Annotated in this window: 18 protein-coding genes; 7 read left to right on the top strand and 11 right to left on the bottom strand. The window is 70.2% G+C overall.

The features are described 5' to 3' along the window. Positions 1-32: 32 nt before the first annotated feature. Both QRX50_RS12365 and QRX50_RS12360 read right to left on the bottom strand, forming a co-directional pair. Positions 33-950 carry a class I SAM-dependent methyltransferase gene (locus tag QRX50_RS12365; protein ID WP_285972082.1) on the bottom strand — a complete coding sequence of 306 codons (918 nt, stop codon included), beginning with the start codon at positions 948-950 and terminating at the stop codon, positions 33-35. A 181-nt stretch (positions 951-1,131) separates the two neighbouring features. Then, positions 1,132-2,772 (bottom strand): S53 family peptidase, encoded by a 1,641-nt coding sequence (locus QRX50_RS12360; RefSeq protein ID WP_285972081.1) that lies wholly within the window; start codon positions 2,770-2,772, stop codon positions 1,132-1,134. A 420-nt stretch (positions 2,773-3,192) separates the two neighbouring features. On the opposite strand from QRX50_RS12360, the gene QRX50_RS12355 reads away from it, so the two are divergent. After that, positions 3,193-3,780 carry a sigma-70 family RNA polymerase sigma factor gene (locus tag QRX50_RS12355; RefSeq protein ID WP_285972080.1) on the top strand — a complete coding sequence of 196 codons (588 nt, stop codon included), beginning with the start codon at positions 3,193-3,195 and terminating at the stop codon, positions 3,778-3,780. A gap of 254 nt (positions 3,781-4,034) precedes the next feature. On the opposite strand, the gene QRX50_RS12350 is transcribed toward QRX50_RS12355, so the two are convergent. The 4 genes from QRX50_RS12350 to QRX50_RS12335 form a co-directional block, all read right to left on the bottom strand. Continuing rightward, entirely contained in the window at positions 4,035-4,775 is a 741-nt protein-coding gene (locus tag QRX50_RS12350; protein WP_285972079.1) for a GAF and ANTAR domain-containing protein, read from the bottom strand. A 24-nt stretch (positions 4,776-4,799) separates the two neighbouring features. Continuing rightward, complete coding sequence (locus QRX50_RS12345; protein ID WP_285972078.1) at positions 4,800-5,537, bottom strand: ANTAR domain-containing protein; 738 nt, start codon at positions 5,535-5,537, stop codon at positions 4,800-4,802. Positions 5,538-5,606: 69 nt separating this feature from the next. After that, positions 5,607-6,284, bottom strand: a complete 678-nt coding sequence (locus QRX50_RS12340; RefSeq protein ID WP_285972077.1) for a copper homeostasis protein CutC — start codon at positions 6,282-6,284, stop codon at positions 5,607-5,609. A 15-nt stretch (positions 6,285-6,299) separates the two neighbouring features. Continuing rightward, positions 6,300-9,065: a sensor histidine kinase gene (locus QRX50_RS12335; protein ID WP_285972076.1), complete on the bottom strand. Its 2,766-nt coding sequence runs from the start codon at positions 9,063-9,065 to the stop codon at positions 6,300-6,302. A gap of 197 nt (positions 9,066-9,262) precedes the next feature. On the opposite strand from QRX50_RS12335, the gene QRX50_RS12330 reads away from it, so the two are divergent. Further along, positions 9,263-10,228 carry an ABC transporter substrate-binding protein gene (locus QRX50_RS12330; protein ID WP_285972075.1) on the top strand — a complete coding sequence of 322 codons (966 nt, stop codon included), beginning with the start codon at positions 9,263-9,265 and terminating at the stop codon, positions 10,226-10,228. On the opposite strand, the gene QRX50_RS12325 is transcribed toward QRX50_RS12330, so the two are convergent. Further along, complete coding sequence (locus QRX50_RS12325) at positions 10,225-10,863, bottom strand: LppU/SCO3897 family protein (RefSeq protein ID WP_285972074.1); 639 nt, start codon at positions 10,861-10,863, stop codon at positions 10,225-10,227. The two genes, QRX50_RS12330 and QRX50_RS12325, sit on opposite strands and share 4 nt — an antisense overlap. Before the next feature lie 89 nt (positions 10,864-10,952). Here QRX50_RS12325 and QRX50_RS12320 point away from each other — a divergent pair, with 89 nt between their 5' ends. Further along, positions 10,953-12,599: a DNA repair helicase XPB gene (locus QRX50_RS12320; RefSeq protein ID WP_285972073.1), complete on the top strand. Its 1,647-nt coding sequence runs from the start codon at positions 10,953-10,955 to the stop codon at positions 12,597-12,599. Positions 12,600-12,607: 8 nt separating this feature from the next. Here QRX50_RS12320 and QRX50_RS12315 read toward each other — a convergent pair whose 3' ends face one another. Further along, positions 12,608-13,057, bottom strand: a complete 450-nt coding sequence (locus QRX50_RS12315; RefSeq protein WP_285972072.1) for a nitroreductase family deazaflavin-dependent oxidoreductase — start codon at positions 13,055-13,057, stop codon at positions 12,608-12,610. A 317-nt stretch (positions 13,058-13,374) separates the two neighbouring features. Here QRX50_RS12315 and QRX50_RS12310 point away from each other — a divergent pair, with 317 nt between their 5' ends. Together QRX50_RS12310 and QRX50_RS12305 are read left to right on the top strand one after the other, a co-directional pair. Continuing rightward, positions 13,375-14,136, top strand: a complete 762-nt coding sequence (locus QRX50_RS12310; RefSeq protein WP_285972071.1) for a DUF4253 domain-containing protein — start codon at positions 13,375-13,377, stop codon at positions 14,134-14,136. 622 nt (positions 14,137-14,758) lie between these two features. Further along, positions 14,759-15,604, top strand: coding sequence for a DUF72 domain-containing protein (locus QRX50_RS12305; protein ID WP_285972070.1), 846 nt, complete (start codon positions 14,759-14,761; stop codon positions 15,602-15,604). Between the two features lie 630 nt (positions 15,605-16,234). On the opposite strand, the gene QRX50_RS12300 is transcribed toward QRX50_RS12305, so the two are convergent. Next, complete coding sequence (locus tag QRX50_RS12300) at positions 16,235-18,988, bottom strand: AfsR/SARP family transcriptional regulator (protein ID WP_285972069.1); 2,754 nt, start codon at positions 18,986-18,988, stop codon at positions 16,235-16,237. A 57-nt stretch (positions 18,989-19,045) separates the two neighbouring features. Here QRX50_RS12300 and QRX50_RS12295 point away from each other — a divergent pair, with 57 nt between their 5' ends. Next, entirely contained in the window at positions 19,046-19,981 is a 936-nt protein-coding gene (locus QRX50_RS12295) for an o-succinylbenzoate synthase (protein ID WP_285972068.1), read from the top strand. Positions 19,982-19,984: 3 nt separating this feature from the next. Here the strand turns inward: QRX50_RS12295 and QRX50_RS12290 are convergent, their stop codons facing one another. Next, the gene (locus QRX50_RS12290) at positions 19,985-20,740 is read right to left on the bottom strand and encodes a nucleotidyltransferase domain-containing protein (RefSeq protein WP_285972067.1); all 756 of its coding nucleotides are present in this window, start codon (positions 20,738-20,740) and stop codon (positions 19,985-19,987) included. Between the two features lie 134 nt (positions 20,741-20,874). Here QRX50_RS12290 and QRX50_RS12285 point away from each other — a divergent pair, with 134 nt between their 5' ends. Then, positions 20,875-21,096 (top strand): PspC domain-containing protein, encoded by a 222-nt coding sequence (locus QRX50_RS12285; RefSeq protein ID WP_220244657.1) that lies wholly within the window; start codon positions 20,875-20,877, stop codon positions 21,094-21,096. A gap of 370 nt (positions 21,097-21,466) precedes the next feature. On the opposite strand, the gene groL is transcribed toward QRX50_RS12285, so the two are convergent. Next, positions 21,467-23,095, bottom strand: a complete 1,629-nt coding sequence (gene groL / locus QRX50_RS12280) for a chaperonin GroEL (RefSeq protein ID WP_220244658.1) — start codon at positions 23,093-23,095, stop codon at positions 21,467-21,469. Between the last annotated feature and the right edge of the window lie 238 nt (positions 23,096-23,333).

The raw sequence follows: 23,333 nt of genomic DNA, 5'->3' as shown, positions 1-23,333 counted from the left end.
CCGGAGGTTATCCCGGCTCCCGGCGGGTTGTCTCACCCACCCGAGTGAACATTGGTGCCGCTCACGTAGCGCACGTCGCTCAGGCGCAGCGAGTCGTCTGCCAGGGGCAGGCCGTTGGCGGACAGGAGTTCCGCGATCGTGGCGCCACTGAGCTCCCAACCGAGCCCGGTGAGGTAGGGGGCGGCTTCGTTGCGCTCACCGTAGTAGCGGACTTTCGCCATGTCCGTGTCGAAACCCTGCTCCCGCCAGCGTTCCGCGATCCGGTTCAGCCCCGCCTTGGTCTTCTCCTCGTCGCCCGGCTTCGGGTTGGGCCGGCTCTCGGTGGCCACGCGGCTGCCCGGCGCGCTCAGCTCGGTGATGGTGTCCAGCAGCCGATCCTGCGCCTCGGGCGGCAGGTACCCCAACAGCCCTTCGGCACTCCACGCGGTCTTCTGGGTCGCGTCGAACCCGCCGGCCTTGAGCGCGGCGGGCCAATCCTCCCGCAGATCAATCCCGACGACCCGTCGCTCCGCGGTCGGCTCCGCGTTGAGCTCGGCCAGGGCACGGGTCTTGAACTCGATGACGTCGGGCTGGTCGAGCTCGTACACGACAGTCCCCTCCGGCCACGGCAGCCGGTAGGCGCGGGAATCCAGTCCCGCGGCCAGGATCACGGCTTGCGTGATGCCGGCTTTCGTCGCTTCTCGGAAGAAATCGTCGTAGAACTTCCCGCGCACCTTGGCGACCTCGATCGCCACCCGCCCCACCAAGTCCCCGGGCGGCTCTTCCCCACTCGCCAGCCGCGTGAGCAGATCGATGCCCACCGCCCGCACGAGCGGCTCGGCGAACGCATCCGCGAACAGCCCGCCGCCCTCCCGCGTCGCGATCGCCCTCGCCGCCGCGGCCATGGTCGCCGTGGCGCCCACGCTGGACGCGAGGTCCCAGGTGTCTCCGTCTTGCCGGGTGGAAGTCATGCGCCGCCCTGTCTTTTCGGGAAGGTGTTGTCTTTCCGGGAAACGTGTCCACCCTATCGGCCACCACCGACAGAACCGGCCGGCCAGTTCGGCCCACGGGCCTGCCGCACCCGGCCGTAAACACCGAAGCGGGGCCGTTCCCGAACCGGAAAGGGCCCCGCCGCAACGAAAAGAGGAAAACTCAGCCGATCAGGCCCGAAAGCCCCGTGCCCTTGAACGAACCCCAACCAGTCACCTGGTCATAACCCGTGCCGGCGCTGAAGCCGGTGGTGCCGTTGAAGGTGTTGTTGCCCGTGGTCACGTCGTGGAAGCCCGTGGAGTACGAGGAACCGTTGCCGATGCTGTAGAAGGTCGGGTTCAGGTTGCCGAGCGGACCGCCGTGGACCTGGTTCTGCAGTGCGGTGAAGGCGGCCCACAGCGGGGCGGCGCCGGAGGTGCCCCAGACGTTGCCGGTGCTGCCCTCGCTGACGATGGTGTACGCGGAGCCCGAAGCGGCGTCCCCGGCGACGTCGGGGACCTTGCGCTTCGTGGTGCTCTGGTGCGACTGCCAGGACGGCGCGGTGAACAGCGTCGAGATGCCACCGCCGCCGGCGCCGCCCGAGGTGCCGTCGTTCCAGGCCTTCTCGCTGCTGTAGCCGTTGGACGACGTGACGGTGAGCTGGGTGCCGCCGACGCCGGTGACGTTGGGGCTGGACGCCGGGAAGTCGACGGCCTGCGAACGGCTGCCGGTCTGGCGGGCGCAGTCGGTGGTGCCGTCGTCGCCCGCGGCGGCGAAGTAGGTGATGCCCTCGGCGGTGCCGGAGGCGATCGCGTTGTTCACGCTGTTGGCGGCCGACGAACCCTCGGCCGACTCGCACGAGCCCCACGAGATGGAGACGACGTCGACTTGCGCGTCCGACGCGATCTTCTGGTACATCGCCAGCTCGCCGGCGTTGGAGTTCGGGGCCTCGTAGACGAACGAGCTCACCTTCGACGCGAGCGCGTGCACGACCTCGATGTCAAGGTCGACCTCGACCTCACCGTCGCCCGGGCTGGAGTCGTAGTTGGCGCCGCTGACCGGGACGGTGGTGACGCTGCCGCCGGAGAGGCCGTACTTCGAGTCGTAACTGGTGATGTCGGACTTGCGGTAGCCGTCGAACTCGACGAAGCCGACGTTCACACCCGAGCCCGTGGCCGAGAGGCCGCTGGTGGAGTAGGCGCTCTTGAGGATGCTCGGCGTCACGGCCTTGACCACCTTGGGAGCGGCCGTGGTGGCCGAGTGCTCCTTCACGGCGTGGTTGTCGAGGCCGACCACGGCCTGCACCACCGACGAAACGGAGGCGGGCAACGCGGGGGCGGAGTCGTTGGCGAAGAACTTGCGGCCGGTGGTCGTGTCGGTGTAATTGCCGAGGCGGGTGTGGAATGTGGATTCGAGCTGTGCGGCCGAACCGGTGAACGTGATGGCCTGCCGGTTACCGGAAACCTCGATTCCGCTCGCGCCGTTTTGTTTCAGAAATGAAACGACCTTGGCGACATCGGCCTGCGTTGGGCCGAATGCCGCATTGAACTGCTCCGGAGTGAGGAAGTGGTGGTACTGCGGCGAGGCCGGGTTCTGGACGTCGGAGAGGAACTGCTGGAGGGCCTGCTGGTTGTGCAGCTTCAGCGACAGCGCCGCGTTGATCTGCTGACCAGCGTCGACGTCGCCGCTGCGGGCGCTCGAGGCCAGCGGAGCCGCGTTGCCGCTCATGGTGATCAAGGGATCGGCGTGGGCCACGCCGGCCAGGGAAAGGCACAGCAACGCCGGCAGCGGGACCGCTGCGGCGACGAGCTTGCGCAAGCGCATGGCAATTCCTCTCAAACGGTGGGGGACCTGACCGAAACACTTCATGCGTCGACCTAGGAAGGAGCATAAGCCGCCGAGGAACCTACTTTTGGCTGAGCTTTTCACAGTCCGTTTATGTTTCACGAGAGCAATTTCGGCAGGTTTTCGCCGCAGCTGTCCTGAAAATGGGCCGGTTTCCTTAACGCCCGTTTTCGGTCGTTTTGGGTGGTTCTTGATCGAACACAGCTGCGCAGCCCGTCCGACTGCGACCGAGCCCGTTGCCCCAGTCTTCCTGTCACCGAGCCTGTCCGATGGACAATCCCGGCCCCTCGGAGCAGGCTGTCGGAGGCTCGCGAAGCGTCCCCGGCCCCCGGTTGTCGAGCGTGCTCATCCGCCGCGCCACTTCGGTCCGGCGGCCCGCCCGACCTGGGAACGATGTGGATGGCCACCGACGACCGCGCGCCGACGCTGCGTCCGGACAGCCGGCTCGTCGCGGCTGCCGTGGCGGGCGATCGCGCCGCGGTGGGCGAGCTCGTGGAGTTCGTGCGCCCCTTCGTGCTCCGCTACTGCCGCGGCCGGCTCGGCCTGAGCGGCGGCGCCGAGGACTGCGCGCAGGAGGTGCTGCTCGCCGTGCTGGTGGAGCTGCCGCGCTACCGGTACGAGACAGACAGCTTCCTGCCGTTCGTCTACGGCATCGCGGGCCACAAGGTCGCCGACGAGTTCCGCCGCCGCTCGCGCAACCGCGCCGACCCGCACGCCGACGCCGGCGACGAGGACCAGCCCGGCCCCGACGAGTTCGCCCAGACTGACTCCCGGCTGCAGATCGAGGAGCTGCTGGGGCATCTGGCCCCGGAGCAGCGTGAATTGCTGACGTTGCGGGTGGTTCTCGGCTATTCCGCCGAGGAAACGGCCGCCGCGCTGGGGTTGCCGAGCGCCGTGGCCGTGCGGGTGAGCCAGCACCGGGCGCTCACGAAGCTGCGCCGGCTGATGCGGGGTGGACCGGAGCCGAAGAAGAAGGAGGACGACTGACGCGTCAACACCGGCCCCGAGCCCGGCGGTGAAAGAGCCTTCGGATCAGCGGCACACCCATCACGAGCGGGTGCGCCGCGATCGAGGAAACCCCTCGCCGATTCCTCGAGAGCACGCCGAACTGAATACGCACGCCCACAGTGCGCCTCCTGCACCTTGCCGGACCGGAACCGATTTCCGCCGAGGTCCAGGACGAAGCAACCAACGTTAGTGCCGAATCACAGCCGTGTACTCCGCCGACCGGTCGAAACGTTTCAGCGCGTCGGCGGGTTACGGAACAGCTCCCCCACGGTCTCCGACCGGTTCACCACTTCGGCCGCCACCACGCTCAGCTTCCGGCTGTTGCCCCGCGCGAACCGCCGCAGCACGGTGAACGCCTGGTCCATCTCCAGGTTCAGCCGCTCCGCGATGAACCCCTTCGCCTGCTCGATCACGACCCGGCTGCTCAACGCGGTCTGCAGCTGCTCGACGAGCACTTCGTGCTGCTGGATCGTGCGGGCCTGCAGCAGGCCGATGGTGGCGACGTCGACCATCGCGCGCGCGACCTGCAGGTTTTCCTCCGACAGCTCGCCCGGCGTGGCCGCGAAGAGGTTGAGCGCGCCGATCACGTCGGACCGCAGGCGCATCGGAAACGCGTGCACCGAGTGGAAGCCGTGCCCGAGCGCGGCCGCGGCGAACGCGGGCCAGCCGGCGTCGTCCTGGGCGAGGTCCGCCGCGCTCACGGGGGTCCGCGTCCGGAACGCGTCGAGGCAGGGACCCTCGTCGCGCTGCAGCTGGAAGAGCTCCAGGAGCCGCACGTGCTCGTCGGAGCTCGCCACGAGCTGCAGCTCGCCGCTCGGGCCCGCCAGCAGGATGCCCGCGGCGTCGACCGGGAGCAGCGCCACGCTGCGAGCCGCGAGCAGGTGGAGGAACTCGATCACATCGAAGTCGTCGGTGAGCGTGTCCGCCAGCTCCACGAATGTGTCCACCAGCTGCCCGTCAGCCACTTGAACCATCTCCCACCACACAGAACGCCACGTTCATGAGGTTCCCCCTTCCAGTTCAAACCGAAACCGCCTGCTCACCACGTCCGCGGCAAGTTCGGACAGGGGGCGCTGCTCCGCGAACGCCCGCGCCCGTAGCGCAGCGAAGGCGTCGTCGAGACCGACATCGAGCTGTGCCGCCACCATGCCCGTGGCCTGGTGGACCTGCGCCGCTCGCAGCGACAGGTTCACGGGTTCGTCGCCCGCCGCTCCCACCTGCTCGTCAAGCAAGAGCAGGAGCATCAGTTCACCGTAGGCCAGTGCGTCGGCCAGCAACGCGGGCTCCAGCGGCACGGGTGCCTTCCGGTGGAACACGGCCGTGCCCACGTCGACGAGCCCCACCCGCAGCGGCAGCACGAACTGCGCGTGCACCCCGGCCTGCACGGCGAGCGGCGCGTACAGCGGCCAGCGGCGCGTCTGCTCGACCGCATCGAAGTCGCCCACCAGCACCGGAGACCGCAGGTCTCGCGCACTGCGGACCGGGCCCTCGCCCACCGTCATCTCGATCTCGGCGAGCACGGCCGCGAGGTCGTCGGTGGCCACCCGCACCTCTTGCCGGCCCGGGCCGATGCTCACCAGCACGGACGCCCCGGCGACACCGAGCCACGCCACGGCCGAGTCGCACAGTGCCGCCACCGTGACTTCGACGCGGAGCAGGCGTGCTTCGTCCTTGACCCGGCGCCAGGCACGAGAAAGCGCGGTGTCGTCACGCTCTCCGTTCTGACTCGCCTCCACGACCCGTGCCTTCGGCTTGTGCTGCCCGGCTAAGCGCCACCCGGGCGGGAGACCTCCCTACACCTTAGCTCAGCTTTTGACGAGCTCCGCCCATTCACGAACGGCCGCAGCGTCCACAGGGGACTCCCAGCCACCGGGACGCACCGCGCTGCCCACGTGGAACCCGCGCACGCCACCGGCGCGCAGGAGGTGCACCTGCTGCGCGCGCAGGCCACCGCCGACGAGCAGCGAAGGGCCTTCAGTGCGCCGCGCCAGGCGCTGCAGCACGGAAAGCCCGCTGCCGACGCCATGCGGGCTGCCGGCCGCGAGCACCGTGTCACAGCCGAGCTCGGTGAGCACGTCGAACGCGGCGAGCGGGTCGCGCGCGCGGTCGATGGCGCGGTGGAAGGTCCACGGCGCACCGTCGAGCTCCTTCAGCAGTGAGCGGCACGCGTCGACGTCGATCTCGTTGTCCTCGGTGAGGAAGCCGAACACGAACTCGCGCGCACCGGCGGCCAGGAGCCTCGCGGTGTCGGCCCGCAGGGCGTCGAGGTCACCGGCGGCGAAACCGTCGCTGCCGCGCAGCATCACGCGCACCGGCAGGTCGGTGGCGGCGAGGACATCGCGCACGGTCTGCTCCGAAGGAGTGAGCCCGTCGCGCGCCATGTCCGCGACCAGTTCGAGCCGGTCCGCCCCGCCTTCCTGAGCGCGCTGCGCGTCTTCCGGACCCAGCGCGATCACTTCCAGCAGGGCGGTCTTCGAGCTCATGGGTCATCCGTTCGATCAGGTCGTGGGGTTCTCGTCCCCCCGGGCGTGGCGGCCACGCCTGAACCCGCCTTGAAGGCTCGTCATCCGCTCGCGCACCGCTTCGGGGGAAAGCGAGAGTATCGGCCGCTGCTCGGGCACCTGCCCGGGGCTGGCCTCCATGCCGTCTTCGCCTGCGTTTTCGATCTCGGACACGCGCAGGAACGGCCACGTGTCCTCGGCGCCGTCCTCCTGCTCGAGCTCGTCCGAGGTCGGCCACTCCGGCGGGGCCGGGCTCTCGTCCGGATCGGTCGTGGGGAACTGCTCGGCCGGAAACGCGGGTGCAACGTAGTCCGGTTCCAGCACGGTGCGGGCGTGCCGCGCGGGCGGCTCGGGAGCTGGGGGTTCCGGTACAGATTCCGGCGTGCGGTCCGGCCGCGGTTCCGGTTCTGCCACGGGTTCCGCCACGGGCAACGGTTCCGGCGGCGCCGGCGCCCGTCCCTCGGGTGGCGGCGTGGCCGCGTCGAACCACCGCGACAGCACGTCCCGGTAGGCGGGCATGCGTTCCGTCGGCGCGTCCAGATCGAGGTGCGAACGGCCCTCCTGCGCCGGCCACGGCGGCGTGCTCTCCACCACCGGCGCGCGCCGCGGCGGGCCCGGTTCGAGCACCGGAACGATCGGCGCTTCCGCCGGCGGCTCGGGATTTTCTTCCTCGGCAGCGGGTCCGGCCGACGCGGCGACCAGCGGGGCCAATGGCGGCAACAGCTCCGGCGCCGGCTCGGGTTCGGCGGCGACGGGCGCGGGCGGCTCGGGCAGCGGCGGCGCGTCGACGATCAGTTCGGTGGGCACGAGCACCGTCGCGGTGATGCCGGTGCCTTCGGCCAGGCGCAGCGAGACGTCGATGTGGTGGCGCTGGGCGAGTGTCGCGACCACGTAGAGACCCATCCGGCGCGAGACCTCGACGTCGACGTCCGGTGGGTTGGCCAGGCGCGCGTTGGTGCGGTCGATCTCGGCCTGCGGCATGCCCGCGCCGCGGTCGGTGATCTCGATGCGCCAGCCGCCGTCGGGGGTTTCGGCGCTTTCGACGGTGACGCCTGCGCGTTCCGACGAGTAACGCGTGGCGTTCTCGAGCAGCTCGGACACCACGTGCACGAGGTCGTTCACGGCCTCGCCGCGCACCGCGAGCGTCGGCGCGGAGCCGAGCTCGATGCGCTGGTAATCCTCCACTTCGGACAGCGCGGCGCCCACGATCTCGTCGGCCACCACCGGTCCGCTGTCCTCGCGCACGAGGTCGGTGCCCGAGAGCACCAGCAGGTTCTCGCTGTTGCGGCGCATGCGCGTGGCGAGGTGATCGAGCTCGAACAGGCCCGCGAGCGTGTCCGGGTCCTGCTCGCCGGCTTCCATGCGGTCGAGCACGGACAGCTGTCGTTCGACGAGATCTTGGCTTCGCTGCGAGAGGTTGACGAACATCGAGTTGACGTTCTCGCGCAGCATCGCCTGTTCGGCCGCGAGCCGCACGGCCTCGCCGTGGACCGCGTCGAACGCGCGCGCGACCTGGCCCACCTCTTCGCGCGTGAACACCGGCACGGGCGCGACGGCCGCGCGGTGCCGCAGGTTCTCCGGCGCCGGATCGGGATCGGTCAGCAGCCGTTGCACGGCCTCGGGCAGCCGGTGGTCGGCCACGTCGAGCGCCGTGCGCCGCAGCACGCGCAGCGGCCGCAGCAGCGAACGCGCGATGACCACGGACAGGATGCCGGCCACGAGCAGCACGGCGAGCACGATGCCGCCGTCCCAGATCGTCGACGTGCGGGCGCGCGCGGCGAGCGAATCGGTCTGCTGCTGCAGCTGCACCAGCAGCGCTTCCTGCACCTGGTGGGCGAGGTTCACCGTGTAGGTGGCCGCGGTGTCCCATTGGTCGGGGTCCAGACCTTGCAGCGACTGGCCGTTCTCCGCGCGGGTCAGCGCCGACTCGACCATGTCGTTGCCGATGTCGACGACGAGGCCGATCACCGTGTCGTCGTACATCCGCAGCTGGTCGGGCGTCGCGAAGGTGCGGTAATCGTTGCGCGCGGCGTTGAGCTCGGCCTCCGCACCCAGCAGCGCGCGCGTGCGGTCGCGGTTGAGGCTGCCCTCGGCGAGCGCCTCGGACATGATCGCGCGCTTGACCGACATCTGGTCCTTGATCCGCGCGAGGGCGTTGCCGGCGAGGCGGAGCCGGGCGAGATCGGGGTCGGACACGTCGGCGGCGGCCATGTCGCTGATGTCGAGCAGGCCGGAGATCAGCTCGCTGTACGAGCGGAGCACGGCGTCGGCGGGGAACGCGGAGTGCTCGGCGGAGTAACGCAGGCCGCTGAGCACCCGCAGCCGGTCGTCGCTCTGCTGCAGGCTGCTGGCGGCCACGGCGTCGAGGCGCGGCAAGCTGGCGGCGAGCGTCTTCTCGAACGTGCCGATGGCCTGGTCCACGCGCGTGCGCTGGCCCGTGAGGTCGGTGGTGGCGCCCTGGCGGTTGCCGGCGACGAACCGCACCGTGACGTCGCGCTCGCGCTGCAGCTGGTGCAGGACCTCGGCCACGGTGCTGTCCACGCGGCCGCGAGCGGCGAACTCGGCGAGCTGCTGGGCGTCGCGCAGGTCCGTGCTCACGCGCAGGCCCACGAGCCCGATCACGGCGAGCGCGGGGATCAGCAGGACAGCGAAGAGTTTGGTCCGCAGGTGCCAGTTGCGGAGGCGCCAGCGGCCCCCGACCTGTCTGGCGGCAGCGGGATCCGTCGCGTCGCCCGTTCGGGGACGCTGGTCGCGACGGCTCACCTAAGCTTCCTTTTCCACCGCGGCACCTCATCCGCGGACGACATCGGGGGTGTCCGATTCGAGTTTACTCGGCAGTAGCTTTGCTCGACCGGATCGGGAAGCCGCACTGGCGGGGTCACGGCCCTGTCGGGGATCGTATGGGCAGCGGCCCATACGATCCAGCGTGATGCGGAGATTCTCCCGGTGGTTGAGAGCGGATGAACGTGCGTGCACTGGTGTTGCCGCTGGTGGCGGTCTTGCTGGCCATCAGCGGCTGCTCGCTGTTCGATTCCGGTGACGCAGCGGCGCCGGCGCCAGTGGAGCGGACCACTCTGCGCGTGGGCGTCGGCGGGCCGATCGACACCGCCCCGCTGCGCATCGCGGCGGCCGCCGGGAAGTTCCGCGAGGCCGGGCTGAACGTGACGCTCGTGGACCTCGGCACCGAGGACGGCCTGGCGAGACTCGGCTCGGGACAGCTGGACGTGACGTTCGCCAGCGACGTGTCCCTCTTCCGCGCGGCCAATGCCGGCACCGCGTTGCAGCTGCAAGGCGAGGCCTACACGTCGGGCAACAACACGATCGCCCTCGTGACGCTGCCGAACTCCGACTACACCGAGCCCACGGCGAAGAAGTCGCCGAAGATCGCCGTGGACGACCTCGACGACATCGGCGCGCTGACCGCTCGTTCCGTGCTCGCGACCGCCGGCGTCGACGCGGCGAAGATCCACTTCGTGGCCAAGCCGTTCGCCCGGATGCCCGACGCGTTGCAGGCCGGCGACGCCGACGCGGCGCTGATGGTGGAGCCGTACATCACGCGGGCGGAAAAGGAGCTCGGCGCGCAGATCCTCGCCGACGGGTCCAGTGGCGCCACCCTCGACTTCCCGGCTTCGGGCTACGCGACAACCGGCGCGTTCGCACGCGACAACCCGCGCACGCTGGCCGTCTTCCGGCGCGTGCTCGTGCAGGCGCAGCAAACCGCCGCCGACCCGGCGATCGTCCGCGACGCGCTGCCGACGTTCTCCGACATCGACCCGACCACGGCGGCGCTGATCTCGCTGGGCACCTACCCGACCACGCTGTCGGGCATCCGGCTGCAGCGCGTGGCCGACCTCATGCACACGTCGGGCCTGCTCCCGAGCCGGCTCGACGTGCAGGCGATGCTGCCGGACGAGAACCAGCCCTAGATGTTCTCGCCCGCGGGCTGCAGGCAGACCGTGCGCTCGGGCGGGCCGGCGTAGACGAGGGCGGTGTCGGCAACACTGCACGAGCTCTCGTCGCCGCTGCCCTGGTGGACGACCGCCCGGGCCTCGGCGTCGGGGTCGCTGCAGGTGACCTTGCTGATCGCGGCCTCGTCGTCGACGTCGCGCAGGCAGTCGCCGGACGAGACGTTGAGCGCCAGGCACAGCGTCTCGCGTGGCGCGCTGGTGCGGCTCGAACTGCTGGTGCTCCGGAAGAGCTGGAAACGCACGTAGTCCCCGCCGCGGCAGCTCGAGGTGCCGTCTTCGACGTCGTCGACGCGGTAGGTGGCGCGCTGCTCGGAGCAGCTCACGCCGTGGTAACTCTGCGTGCCGACACTCTCGTCGGACAGGTACAGGCAGCTGCCCGCCACCGGCGTGCCCGACGAGCGGGCGATCGCGGCCACGCCGAACGCGGCGAGCACGCCCACGCCGAGCGCCGCCACGATTCCTGCTGCGACCAGCACCTTCGCGGTGCTCGAGAGACGCCGGGGCGCGCCCGGCCGGGGCGGCTGGAACGAGCCGGTACCCGGCGGCTGGAACGGGTTGGCGGCCGACGGCACGCCGAACGGTGGTGTGGTCAAAGGTCCCCTCCAGCTTTTCCTGCCGATCATCTTGGCACCCGGACGGCCGCGACGGGAGGGGACGGCGCGGGGGAACGTATAAAGGACGAGTGACTGATGGCCCCCTGATCGTCCAGTCCGACAAGACCGTGCTGCTCGAGGTCGACAACCCTCAGGCCAACGACGCGCGGATCGCCATCGCGCCGTTCGCCGAGCTGGAACGCGCGCCCGAGCACGTGCACACGTACCGCATCACGCCCCTGGCGTTGTGGAACGCGCGCGCCGCCGGGCACGACGCGGAGCAGGTGGTGGACGCGCTCACCACGTACTCGCGCTTCCCCGTGCCGCAGCCGCTGCTGATCGACGTGGTCGACGTGATGGGCCGCTTCGGGCGGCTGCAGATCACCAACCACCCCGCCCACGGCCTGGTGATGTCGACCACGGACCGCGCGGTGCTGGAAGAGGTGTCGCGGCACAAGAAGATCAGCCCGATGCTCGGCGCGCGCGTCGACGAGGACACGGTGCTCGTGCACCCGTCCGAACGCGGGCGGCTCAAGCAGGCGCTGCTGAAGGTCGGCTGGCCCGCGGAGGACCTCGCGGGCTACGTCGACGGCGAAGCGCACCCGATTGACCTCGACGAGCAGGACTGGCACCTGCGCGACTACCAGCGCCAGGCGGCGGAGGCGTTCTGGGCCGGCGGCTCGGGTGTCGTGGTTCTGCCTTGTGGCGCGGGCAAAACACTCGTGGGCGCGGCGGCCATGGCGCACGCCAAGGCGACCACGCTGATCCTGGTGACCAACACCGTCGCGGGCCGGCAGTGGAAGCGCGAACTGGTGGCGCGCACGTCGCTGACCGAGGACGAGATCGGCGAGTACTCGGGCGAGAAGAAGGAGATCCGCCCGGTCACGATCGCGACGTACCAGGTCGTGACGCGCAAGACCAAGGGCGAGTACCGGCACCTGGAGCTGTTCGACTCGCGCGACTGGGGGCTCGTCGTGTACGACGAGGTCCACCTGCTGCCGGCGCCCGTGTTCCGGATGACGGCGGATCTGCAGTCCCGGCGTCGCCTGGGCTTGACGGCGACCCTGGTGCGCGAGGACGGCCGCGAGGGCGACGTGTTCTCCCTGATCGGGCCCAAGCGGTACGACGTTCCCTGGCGGGACATCGAGGCGCAGGGCTGGATCGCGCCCGCGGAGTGCACCGAGGTCCGCGTGACCCTGACGGACGCCGAGCGCCTCGCGTACGCGACTTCGGAGCCGGACGAGCGGTACAAGCTCGCGGCGACGGCGATGACGAAGCTGCCCGTGATCAAGTCCATTGTGGAGCGTCATGCCGGCGAGCCCACCTTGGTGATCGGCGCGTACCTCGACCAGCTGGAAATGCTGGGCGCGGAGCTGGACGCGCCCGTGATCCAGGGGTCGACGCGCAACAAGGAGCGGGAGGAGCTGTTCGACCGCTTCCGCCGCGGCGAGCTGCGGACGCTGGTGGTGTCGAAGGTGGCGAACTTCTCCATCGACCTGCCGGAAGCGTCGGTGGCCATCCAGATCTCGGGCACGTTCGGCTCCCGCCAGGAAGAGGCGCAGCGGCTGGGCCGGCTGCTGCGCCCCAAGGGCGACGGGCGGCAGGCGCACTTCTATTCGATCGTGTCCCGGGACACCGTGGACACGGAGTACGCCGCGCACCGGCAGCGGTTCCTGGCGGAGCAGGGGTACGCGTACCACATCGTCGACGCGGAGGACCTGCGCCGGCCGCTGTAGTCACTTCGTCATGGGTTCGGGGTGAGCAGGACGATCGGGATGACACGCTCGGTCTTCTGCGCGTATTCGTTGTACAGCGGGAAGATCTCGGCCATCTTCGGCCAGAGCGTCGCGCGCTCTTGTTCACCGGCGACCCGGGCGCGCGCGGTGAACCGGCGCGCCCCGACCTGCACGCCGACGCTCGGCTCGGCCTCGAGGTTCTTGAACCAGGCCGGGTGGTCGTCGTCCCCGCCCTTGGAGGCGACTACGACGAAGTCCTCGCCCTGCGTGCCGTAGATCAGGCAGGTGCGGCGGGGCTCGCCGGTCTTGCGGCCGGTGGTGGCGAGGATGAGGGTGTAGATGCCGTTCTGCTCGTGCCCCTCCAGGCCGGCGGAGCTCACGTACTTACGCGTCTGCTCGGCTACCCAGTCCCCCCACGTCGAGTCGCTGGCGCGATCGATGTCTTCGGCGACGGCCATGGTGACGGTCCTTTCCTCTTGCGGCCCCGTCGGCCGCTCGTGCCCGGGAGACGGAGCCGGTCGGGGGTTCTCGACATCGGCTGGACGGGAACTTACCGGTTTCTCGGTCGTGGTGATCTCCGCTTGATGTCTCGGCGGTTTCGCGTCACCCATCTGTCGCAGTGACCTCATCTGTCACAGCAGCCTCGCCCCGTTGACCCTGACCTGCTCATTTAGATGTTCACTCGAACGGATGAGCGAAACTTTTCCTGGAAATTGTCGGCCCCTCGAACTACTGTTCGACGTGCAGGACCGAACACCAGTTCGAGGGGAAGCTCATGACGATCGCACCGTTCCGCCCCGGCCTCGGGGCACCGCCGGTCCAGACGTTGCCGCCCGGGCGGTGGCACGGGCGCATCTGGGTGTCCGAGGAGCCGCTCGCGCGGCCGCACCGGTACCTGGAGTGCGTCGCGGAGTTCGAGCGCTCCGGGCTCTGGCCCGTGCTCATCCCGCACGACCAGCGGTTCGCCGCGCGCGGGGAAGACTGGCTGGACGACCGCGGCCGCCTCGCCCCGGCCGGGCACCGCGTCGACTCCGCGGACCCCGCCGACGCCCTCGCGCGCTGGTGGGACACCTCGTGCTGCGACGGCGCGTGCCTGCGCCCCTTCGGCGCCCGCTTCCCCGGCCTCGCGCGCCGCTCCCACCGCCGCGCCGACCCCCTCGCCGAGGCCGGCAACACCGGCTCCATTCTGGCCAACCGCAGCGCCCACCGCCTCGGCCTCGTCCAGACCGACCGCCCAGCCGACATCCCCGCCCTCCTCGGCTGGACAGGCATGATCAAGTCCACCGACCAGGTCGCGGAGCTCTCCGCCGTCCTGCGCAGCTGGGAAGACCGCTTCGGCGCCACCCTGCTCTCCCTGGGCTTCGACTCCCTCACGCTGTCCGTCTCCGCCCCACCGCGCACCCTGGCCCGCGCCCTCACCGTGGCGGCCGAGCACCGCGCCTTCAGCCTCCCCACATACCTCTCCCAGCCCGGCACCCTCCGCGAGTACGCCGGCGGCCTCGTGCAGACCCGCCTGTGGACCTTCTCGTGGGCCTGACCCCACCCCACCCGCGCCGGCCGGCCTCCCGGACCCCGAGTCCGGCCGGCGCATCCAACGCCGGCCAACGAGCCGCCCTGAGCAGGCCACTGGCCATCACCTGTGCACGGCGGCCGGCCTCCCGGACCCGAGCCAGTCGGCGCACCCCACCCCTCTGCCGACAAGCCATCCGGAGCAACTCGCGACCCCATCACCAGCCCGCGCCGGTCGGCCGGACCGCGAATCCAGCCGGCGCATCCACTCCCCGCCGCCGATCCGACCGAGGTAGCCCGCCGCTCCATCACCAGCAGCCGCAGCCGCCCGCCCAGACCCGAGCACAGCCTGCGCATCCCCGCCACCAACCGGCGACCCGCCCGGAGCAACTCGCCACCCCATCACCAGCCCGCGCCGGCCGGTCTCCCGGACCCCGAGTCCGGCCGGCGCGCCCACTTCGCCGTCGTTCCACGGCGGTGAGACGAGGCCGTTCACCGAATCTCCACCACACTGAGCAAGACAGGGCGTGAGACGGATGTCCTCTCGGTTGGGTCGGCTGTCCCGAAGTCCGGTGCGGGTGTCCGGGCGGCGGTTGCGCGGGCGGGTTTACCGGAATCTGCCGAGGGGAATCACGCCGAGGAGGAAGGCGGTGAGGGAGATCGCCGGGATTCGGATCGGGACGTCGGGGTGGCGGTACCCGCCGTGGCGCCGCGAGTTCTACCCCGAGGGGCTGGCGCAGCGACGCGAGCTGGAGTACCTGTCGCGGCGGCTGAACTCCGTGGAGCTCAACGGGTCGTTCTACTCACTGCAGACCCCCGACCGCTACCGCGCCTGGGCTGACCAGACCCCGGCCGATTTCGTGTTCGCCGTGAAGGGCGGGCGCTTCATCACGCATCTCAAGCAGCTGCGTGACGTCGAGCCGGCCGTCGCGAACTTCTTCGCGTCCGGCGTGCTCGCGCTCGGCGAAAAACTGGGCCCGGTGCTGTGGCAGCTGCCCGCGCGGCTCGAGTTCGACCCCGACCGCGTCGAGACCTTCCTCGGCCTGCTCCCCCGCACCACCATCGAAGCCGCCGCCCTCGGCGCGAAACACGACGACAAGCTGAAGACCCCACCCCACCTCGAACCCGGCAAGGGCCGCCCCCTCCGGCACGCGCTCGAAGTCCGCCACCCCAGCTTCGTCACCCCGGGAGCCCTCGACCTGCTCCGACAGCACGACGTCGCCCTCGTCGTCGCCGACACCGCCGGCCGCTGGCCCTACCGCGAGGACCAGACCACGGACTTCACCTACGTCCGCCTCCACGGTGACGTCGAGCTCTACACCAGCGGCTACACCGAATCCGCCCTGCGCACCTGGGCCGCCAAGATCACCGCCTGGCACGCCGCCGGCCACCGCGACGTCCACGTCTTCTTCGACAACGACGTCAAAGTCGAAGCACCCCGCAACGCCATCACCCTCTCGAACCTCCTGCACCTCAAGCCGCCGCCGGAGCAGTGAGCGCACAGTGAGCGCCATCCGGTTGGGTAAGGCGTACGGGTGCAGGTGGTCTGCCTGCTGTCTCTGGGGGTCGGCACGCAGACCACCCGCACCACGTGCCCTGGCAACTTGCCACACCCCACGGCAATCCCCGCCGCGCTCTGGCAACTCGCGATTCGATCTGGCAACCGTCCACGCGCCCGGCAACATGCCAGACACCTCGGCAACTCCCACAGCGTGCCAAACGAGTGGCGGTCGCCAAGCCGACTGGCAAGACGCCAAGCCCCACAGCAACATTCCCCGCTCGCCGTCACATCGCCTTCGCCGCTGGCATCCCGCCACGCCGAATGGCAAGCCGGCCGCTCGTGCTGAAACATCTCGGCCAACTTCCATGAACACCGTGCGGCGGCGTGAGAGCGGGTGGCATCGCGCCGCGCCGAATGCCAAGGGACTGGCAAGACGCCAAGCCCCACAGCAACATTCCCCGCTCATCGGCACATCGCCCTCGCCGCTGGCATCCGCTACACCGCATGGCAAGCCAGCCGCTCGAGGCAAGGCCTCTCGGCCAAACTTCGCATGAACGTCGCGCGGCGGCGCGGGAGCGGGCGGTATCCCGCCACACCGGATGGCAAGCCGACCAAAGCCGGCAACTCACCCCGAGACCAGCGCCGCCAGTTTGGCGCGGACGTCGGCCGCGTCGGGGTGAGCGAGGTCGGTGAGGAGGCGGACGGAGCGGAGCCAGCAGTCGCGGGCGGCGGCGGGGTGGCCGAGGCGCAGGTGGGCCGTGCCGAGTTGGGCGAGGACATCGGCGGCTTCGTAGTGCTCGTCCATCGCGAAGAACATGTCCACGGCGTCGGACATGCACTCGATGCCCTCAGCCGGGCGGCCCACGCCGAGTAGGGCTTTGGCGCGCGTGGTCAGGGAAAAGCGGCCGTCACGGGGCGTGGGAGCCAAGGCCAGCGCCTCGTCCGCCAGAGCCAAGGCGCGCGGGAAGTCACCGAAGCGGCAGCACAGGTCGCCGAGTGCACGGAGCACGTTGGCCTCGAAGCCGGTCATCCGGAGGTCCCGCACGATCTCCAGTGCCCGTGTGCCGTGGGCGAGAGCGGCGGGGAAGTCGGGCGACGAATCGGCCGCCATCGCCAGGTTGTACAGCGCCCGCGCCTCGCCCTCGCGGGAGCCGAGTTCGCGTTGCAGCTCCAGCGCTTGCTCGAGGTAGCGCCGCGCCGACGGATAGTCCCGCACGACGCCGTCGATCACACCGAGGCAGTTGAGGATCCCGGCCTCGCCACCCCGATCGCCCGACAGCCGCGTGCCGCGCAGGGCCAGCTCGTTGAGCGCCCGCCAGTCGTCGACGCGGGCGCGGCCGGCGAAGTACGTGAACATCAGCCACGTGAGCTTCCAGCAGTGCGCGTATTCCTGCAGCCGGAACGCCAGGTGCACCGCCGCGACGAGATTTCCGTACTCCGCGGCGAACCACGCCAGCCCCGCGTGGTAATCGGCGAACTCGAGGCCACCGGCCACACGCAACTCCAGCGACCCGTAGATCCGCTCGGGCCGCATCGCTCGCGAAGCGTTGAACGCCGAGGAAAGATAGAAATCCAACAGCCGCGAACGTGCCGCCGCCGTCTCCTCCGCACTGTCCACATGATACACAAGCTCCGCCGCATACGCCCGGATCAGATCGTGGAACTGGTATCGCCCGGGCTGCGACTGAGTGAGCAAGTGCGCGGACACGAGAGCGTCCAAAGCAGACCCCGGCGGCGATCCCAACAGCACCTCGGCGACGGCCGGCGTCACGTCCGGCCCCGAAGGAAGACCGAGCAACCGCAACAACCGTGCGGCATCCGGCGGCAATGCCCGATACGAGTAGGAAAATACCGACCGGATGTTCGTCTCCTCACCATCCCCGAGATCGAACAACCCGAGACGGTCCGGTTCGGCATCCAGTGCATCCACAAAGGACGCCAGCGGATAGTCCGGGAACTGCGCCGCCCGCACGGCCAGGATCCGGATCGCCAGCGGAAGGCCGCCGCAGTACTCCACAAAGCGTGACGTGGCAACGGGATCCGCGTTGACGCGGTCAAGCCCGATCGTCGAGGCCAGCAGCTCGACGGCGCCCGCCTCGTCCAGCTCCTCGAGCGCGATCCGGCGCGCACCATGCGTGGCGACGAGGCCGCGCAGCTGCCAGCGGCTCGTGACCACGACCAGGCAGCCGGGCCCCGGCAGAAGTGGCCGTACCTGCTCGGTGCTGTTGGCGTTGTCCAGCACCACGAGCAGCCGCCGCCCCGCCGTGTGCGTGCGCCACGTCGCGGCGCGACCGTCCACATCGGCCGGGATCTGATCACAAGGGACACCGAGCGCCGACAGGAGAGTCTCCAGCGCCGCCAACGGTTCCACCGGCTCGCCAGGACCGTATCCGCGCAGGTTCAGGAACACCTGCCCGCCCGGAAACCGGTCCGCGATCTCGTGTGCGAAGTGGACGGACAACGTCGTTTTCCCCGTGCCACCCATCCCTTCCACGGAGGCGATGGGGGTCGAAGTGCTGTCCCCTGCCGGAAGCAGAGCGTGCAAAGCCTTCAAATCAGCCTCGCGACCGGCGAAGGCACCGAGGTCGGCCGGCAACTGGTGCGGTACCTGCGGCTCGACCGTCGGCCGATAAGGCGCCCCACCCAGCACGAGCCGGTGAACCCGCTGCAGGCCGGCACCGGGGTCGAGGCCCAGCTCCTCGGCGAGCACCGCGCTGATCCGCCGGTACACCTCAAGTGCCTCGGCCTGCCGTCCGGAGTGGAACAGTGCTAGCACGAGCTGTTCGTGCAGCCGTTCCCGTAACGGGTGTTCCCGGGTCAGCCGCGTCAGCTCCGGAACGACGGTGCCGAACTCGCCGACGGCGATCAGCGCGTCGGCCCACAGCTCGCGCACGCGGGTGCGTTCCTCGGCGAGCTGGCCGGCCTCGTCGCGGTGCAGGACGTCGGACTCCACGTTCTGCAGCGCCGGCCCGCGCCACTCCGCGAGTGCGCCGGCGAACAACCCCGCGGCCCGACGGTGTTCGCCCTGTTCGAAAGCTGTCCTCCCCCGGGCCGCGAGTGTGCGAAAACGACCAAGATCCGTCAGCAACGGATCAAGCTCCAGTAGATAACCACCACGTTCTGTGCGAATCGCGGCCCCCGGCCCCAGTGCGCGCCGCAGCCGCAGCACGTACGTCTGGAGTGCGCCCTTCGAGCGGCGCTGGTCGTCGTCCCACAGCCAGCGGCCGAGCTCGTCCACGGACACCACGCGGTTCGCGCGCAGCAGCAGGCCGGCGAGCACGATCAGCGGGCGGCTCCCGCCGAGCGGCACGGCGCGGCCCCCGGCCAAGACCTCGGCCGGGCCGAGCACCCGGAAGTCGAGGCCGTCCACGTGTCTCATTCTGGCCGGTCACCGCCCGATCGGCACGTGAGTTCGCCAGTGGCATGATCTGCAGTGATGAAGGTCTACGCGCTGCCCCTGCACAACCGGTTCCGGGACATCACCGTCCGTGAAGGCGTCCTGCTCGAAGGGCCCGCCGGGTGGGGTGAATTCGGCCCGTTCGCGGACTACTCGGACACCGAGAGCGTGCCGTGGCTGGCGAGCGCCCTGGAAGCGAGCGAGCAGGGCTGGCCCGCTGCGGTGCGCGAACGGGTCGAGGTCAACACGACCGTCCCCGTCGTGCCGCCGGACCGCGCCCACGCGCTGGTCCGCGCCTCCGGCTGCCGCACGGCGAAGGTGAAGGTCGCCGACAAACGCTCCACACTCGCCGACGACTGTGACCGGCTCGAAGCCGTCCGCGACGCCCTCGGCCCGGCCGGCGCCATCCGCGTCGACGCCAACACGGCCTGGGACGTCGACACCGCCGTCACCGCGCTCGCCGCCCTCGACAAGGCGGCCGGCGGCCTCGAGTACGCCGAACAGCCGTGCCGCACCATCGACGAGCTGGCCGCCGTCCGGCGCCGCGTGTCCGTGCGCATCGCCGCCGACGAGTCGATCCGCCGCGCCGAAGACCCGCTGAAGGTCGCCGTCGCCGGGGCCGCCGACATCGCCGTGCTGAAGGTCGCTCCGCTCGGCGGCGTGCGGCGCGCGCTGGAGGTGGCCGAGGCGTGCGGGCTGCCGTGCGTCGTGTCGTCCGCGGTGGAGACCAGCGTGGGCCTCGCCGCCGGCCTGGCCCTCGCGGGCGCCCTCCCTCAGCTCGACTTCGCCTGCGGCCTGGGCACGATGTCCTTGCTGAACGGCGACGTCAGTACGACCTCACTGTCCCCTGTGGACGGTTACCTCCCGGTGCTGCCGCAGGCGCCGGCGCCGGATCGGTTCGAGGAGTTCGCCGCCGCACCCGACGTCGCCGAGTCCTGGCTGGCACGGCTGGATCGGGTGCGCGCGTTGCGCTGAACCTCAGCGCCACCACGAGAAGTGGGCGCGGACCAGCCACGCATCAGCCCACTCCTGATCCGGCTCCTCCGGCAGCGGGGACCCACCGGCGACCAGCGACTCCAGCTCACGCTCCAGCTCCTCGGCAGCCGCCAACGCCTCGGCCTGCGAATGCCGGCCACGGCGGAGGTCGCGGAGCCAGGTGAGCCACGGGTCGGCGATGGGGAGCGGCAGCCGGCCCGTGCGGAGGAGCTCGACGCCCTGGACGCCGAGGCGGACCATGTGCATGGCGTACTTCGTGTCGAAGCCGTACTTCTCGATGAGCTCCGGGCGATTGCCGGCTTCGAGCAGGCGGCGGCGTTGGCCGCGGAGGTAGCCGACGAAGCGCACACCGGCGCGGCGGGAGACGATGCGGTGGGCGTTGGCGCGCAGGTCGCGGCCGAGGTCGGTGAGGTGCACGAGCTCCGCGTCCGGGGCGAAGAGCGGCAGCACCAGCGTCGGATTGCCGGTGAGGGCAAGGCGCATCCACTTGCGCACCGAGTAGACGGTCAGGTCGAGGTCGCCCGGGCCCGAGCGCGCGCCTTCGGGCTGGGTGCGGAAGATGTACTGCTCGAAGCGGCGCATGCCGACGACGTACTCGGCCGGCTCGAGGCACAGGCCCATCTCGTCGCGATCGTCCTGGCCGTCGACGGCGGTGCCGTGCAGCCCGGAACCCACCTGGCAGCGCAGGATCGTGCCGCGCTCGGCGAGGGTGGCGAATTCGGGACTGTCGTGGTTCATGCCGGAAGTTCTACCGGCGGCGTCCGACGACAGCACCCGAATTTCCCTGACCTCGCCTCAGGGTCGGAGTCCAGGGTCGGTCTCCGGGCCGTTCCCCGATGTGCCGAGGGGCCGCTCGGCGGAGTATTCATGGCATGACGAACAGCGTGTACACCCCCGAAACCAAGAAGCTCTTCCGCAGCCGCACCGACCGGATGTTGACCGGGGTGTGCGGGGGCTGGGCCGACTACCTCGGCGTCGACCCGACGATGGTCCGCATCGCGGTCGTGGCCGCGACGGTGCTGTCGGCCGGGATCATGTTGCCGGTTTACGTCGCCGCCGCCGTGCTGACACCCGAAGCGACCCAAGCCGCCTGACCCGTCGCGGCAGGGGAGGGCCGCGGTATGAGGGGGAAAGGGGTGGCACAACCAAGGGGGAGCAATCGGCCCGGGCGTGGGGAGCGCCCGGGGCGTTTGCTGTGTCCACATCGGACGAGACCAAGGACGTCCTGCGGCCGACCAAACAGAAGGCAACACGGATCCGGCCCGCTGTGCGGCTTCGATCGGGTCGGTCGGTTCTGCGGCATCGGTGTAGCAGTCGGCCGGCGTGCTTGCACGGCGTGTTGATGCACTGCCAGCCGCGCCCGAAGCCCCACCGCCGGCACGAAATCGTGGCCCGCAAAGGGAAAAGCCCGGCCCACCGAAGTGGACCGGGCTTTCCGGATCTAGCGTCGAACAGCAGCCGAACTCAGAAGTCCATGCCACCCATGCCGCCGGACGGGTCGGCCGGAGCGGCGGAAGCCTTCTCCGGCTTGTCCGCGACGACAGCCTCGGTGGTCAGGAACAGCGCCGCGATGGAGGCGGCGTTCTGGAGCGCGGAGCGGGTGACCTTCGTGGGGTCCGGCACGCCGGCGGCGAGCAGGTCCTCGTAGACACCGGTGGCGGCGTTCAGGCCGTGACCCTGCGGGAGAGACTTGACCTTCTCCGCCACGACGCCGCCCTCGAGGCCGGCGTTGATGGCGATCTGCTTGAGCGGCGCCTCGACGGCGACCTTGACGATGTTGGCACCAGTGGCCTCGTCGCCCTCGAGCTTCAGGCCCGCGAAGGCAGCCTCGGCGGCTTGGATCAGAGCCACGCCACCACCGGCGACGATGCCCTCTTCCACGGCGGCCTTGGCGTTGCGCACCGCGTCCTCGATGCGGTGCTTGCGCTCCTTGAGCTCGACCTCCGTCGCGGCACCGGCCTTGATGACGGCGACGCCGCCGGCCAGCTTCGCGAGGCGCTCCTGCAGCTTCTCACGGTCGTAGTCGGAGTCCGAGTTCTCGATCTCCGCACGGATCTGGTTGACGCGACCCTGGATCTGGTCGGCGTCGCCCGCACCCTCGACGATCGTGGTCTCGTCACGCGTGATCACGGCCTTGCGGGCGCGGCCCAGCAGCGACAGGTCCGCGTTCTCCAGCTTGAGGCCGACGTCCTCCGAGATCACCTGGCCACCGGACAGGATCGCGATGTCCTGCAGGATGGCCTTGCGGCGGTCACCGAAGCCCGGAGCCTTGACGGCGACGGACTTGAAGGTACCGCGGATCTTGTTGACGACCAGGGTCGCCAGGGCTTCGCCCTCGACGTCCTCGGCGATGATCAGCAGCGGCTTGCCGGACTGGATGACCTTCTCCAGCAGCGGCAGGACGTCCTTGACGTTCGAGATCTTGGAACCGAAGAGGAGGATGTAGGGGTCCTCCAGCTCGGCTTCCTGACGCTCCGGGTCGGTCACGAAGTAGCCCGACACGTAGCCCTTGTCGAAGCGCATGCCCTCGGTGAGCTCGAGCTCGAGACCGAAGGTGTTGCTCTCCTCGACGGTGACGACGCCTTCCTTGCCGACCTTGTCCAGCGCCTCGGCGATCAGCTCGCCGATGGTGCGGTCAGCGGCCGAGATCGAGGCGGTAGCAGCGATCTGCTCCTTGGTCTCGATCTGGACGGCCATCTTGTGCAGCTGCTCGGTGATGGCCTCGACGGCCGCCTCGATGCCGCGCTTCAGGCTGATCGGGTCGGCACCCGCGGCGACGTTGCGCAGACCCTCGCGAACGAGCGCCTGGGCGAGCACGGTGGCGGTGGTGGTGCCGTCACCCGCGACGTCGTCGGTCTTCTTGGCAACTTCCTTGACGAGCTCGGCCCCGATCTTCTCCCACGGGTCCTCGAGCTCGATCTCCTTGGCGATGGAGACACCGTCGTTGGTGATCGTCGGCGCGCCCCACTTCTTTTCGAGCACGACGTTGCGGCCACGCGGGCCGAGCGTCACCTTGACGGCTTCGGCGAGAATGTTCAGGCCGCGCTCGAGACCGCGGCGGGCGTCCTCGTCGAACGCGATCAGTTTGGCCATTGCGGTGTGGTCCTCCGGTATTGGGCGCCACCGCCGCGCTGTCTCGTCGAAAGACTAACCAGCGGCGGCAGCAGGACACGTCCTCGGCCAGGCTCGGTGCCCGCGACGGACGACTGACCTTGGTCAGCCTCACCGTCCCGACCTTCAAGCGCGCAGTCGGTGACCGCGCGCTTGGCACTCAACGGCGTCGAGTGCCAATGCCGTGTTTAGCACTCCCACGGTGAGAGTGCAAGAACCG

The sequence above is a fragment of the Amycolatopsis sp. 2-15 genome (genome assembly GCF_030285625.1).
Taxonomy (GTDB): Bacteria; Actinomycetota; Actinomycetes; order Mycobacteriales; family Pseudonocardiaceae; genus Amycolatopsis; species Amycolatopsis carbonis.
This window is presented reverse-complemented; position numbering and strand designations above follow the sequence as displayed.

What these genes read in the sequence shown, in the direction of transcription:
- QRX50_RS12365 (WP_285972082.1), bottom strand. Translation starts at nt 950, where the DNA reads ATGACTTCCACCCGGCAAGACGGAGACACCTGGGACCTCGCGTCCAGC.
- QRX50_RS12360 (WP_285972081.1), bottom strand. Translation starts at nt 2,772, where the DNA reads ATGCGCTTGCGCAAGCTCGTCGCCGCAGCGGTCCCGCTGCCGGCGTTG.
- QRX50_RS12355 (WP_285972080.1), top strand. Translation starts at nt 3,193, where the DNA reads ATGGCCACCGACGACCGCGCGCCGACGCTGCGTCCGGACAGCCGGCTC.
- QRX50_RS12350 (WP_285972079.1), bottom strand. Translation starts at nt 4,775, where the DNA reads ATGGTTCAAGTGGCTGACGGGCAGCTGGTGGACACATTCGTGGAGCTG.
- QRX50_RS12340 (WP_285972077.1), bottom strand. Translation starts at nt 6,284, where the DNA reads ATGAGCTCGAAGACCGCCCTGCTGGAAGTGATCGCGCTGGGTCCGGAA.
- QRX50_RS12330 (WP_285972075.1), top strand. Translation starts at nt 9,263, where the DNA reads ATGAACGTGCGTGCACTGGTGTTGCCGCTGGTGGCGGTCTTGCTGGCC.
- QRX50_RS12315 (WP_285972072.1), bottom strand. Translation starts at nt 13,057, where the DNA reads ATGGCCGTCGCCGAAGACATCGATCGCGCCAGCGACTCGACGTGGGGG.
- QRX50_RS12310 (WP_285972071.1), top strand. Translation starts at nt 13,375, where the DNA reads ATGACGATCGCACCGTTCCGCCCCGGCCTCGGGGCACCGCCGGTCCAG.
- QRX50_RS12300 (WP_285972069.1), bottom strand. Translation starts at nt 18,988, where the DNA reads ATGAGACACGTGGACGGCCTCGACTTCCGGGTGCTCGGCCCGGCCGAG.
- QRX50_RS12295 (WP_285972068.1), top strand. Translation starts at nt 19,046, where the DNA reads ATGAAGGTCTACGCGCTGCCCCTGCACAACCGGTTCCGGGACATCACC.
- QRX50_RS12290 (WP_285972067.1), bottom strand. Translation starts at nt 20,740, where the DNA reads ATGAACCACGACAGTCCCGAATTCGCCACCCTCGCCGAGCGCGGCACG.
- QRX50_RS12285 (WP_220244657.1), top strand. Translation starts at nt 20,875, where the DNA reads ATGACGAACAGCGTGTACACCCCCGAAACCAAGAAGCTCTTCCGCAGC.
- groL (WP_220244658.1), bottom strand. Translation starts at nt 23,095, where the DNA reads ATGGCCAAACTGATCGCGTTCGACGAGGACGCCCGCCGCGGTCTCGAG.